The organism is Bradyrhizobium sp. NBAIM08 (assembly GCF_020193935.1).
Lineage (GTDB): Bacteria > Pseudomonadota > Alphaproteobacteria > Rhizobiales > Xanthobacteraceae > Bradyrhizobium > Bradyrhizobium yuanmingense.
The window spans coordinates 1-438 of sequence record NZ_JADYVR010000452.1; the positions used below are offsets into that span (position 1 = coordinate 1).

At 67.6% G+C, this 438-nt stretch carries 1 protein-coding gene; it reads left to right on the plus strand.

Annotation, left to right across the window (positions count from 1 at the left end):
- Window positions 1–186 (plus strand): hypothetical protein (locus I6F37_RS40390; protein ID WP_225154434.1); only part of this gene is annotated, 186 nt, incomplete at its 5' end.
- Window positions 187–438 lie beyond the last annotated feature (252 nt).

Genomic DNA, 438 nt, shown 5'->3' on the forward strand with positions numbered 1-438 from the left:
GTCAAGAGCATCGCCGGTCGCCTGTTGGCGCTGTACCTCTTGTTCGCCCTGATCGGGCAGTTCGTCGAGCGCTTGGGCGCGGTCACGTGCGGCTGCCGCTCCGACTGCTGGTGCAAGCGCCCGGTCCTGAGCCTGTTCCGTTGGGTTTTCCCTCGCGGTCACCAAATCAATTGGGAACGCCCATAAGTGCGCCGATACCGAGCGGCGGCGGTCGCGTTTCTACGCCCCGCCCGGCGCCGGTCTCGCCGGCCGCACGGTCCGGGCTCACCAGGGCGGCTGATCACCCTCTGCACTGCGATCTGCGCGACCCGCACGCCGTGCGGGTTGACCATCGCCTGAAGGGAAGAAAGCCTTCGTGCCAGTGAGCCCACAAATTGATGTCGAGGCGACGCTGACGGTTCAGGAAGCCGCCGGGCGGCTGGCGGTGTCCCGCAGCAC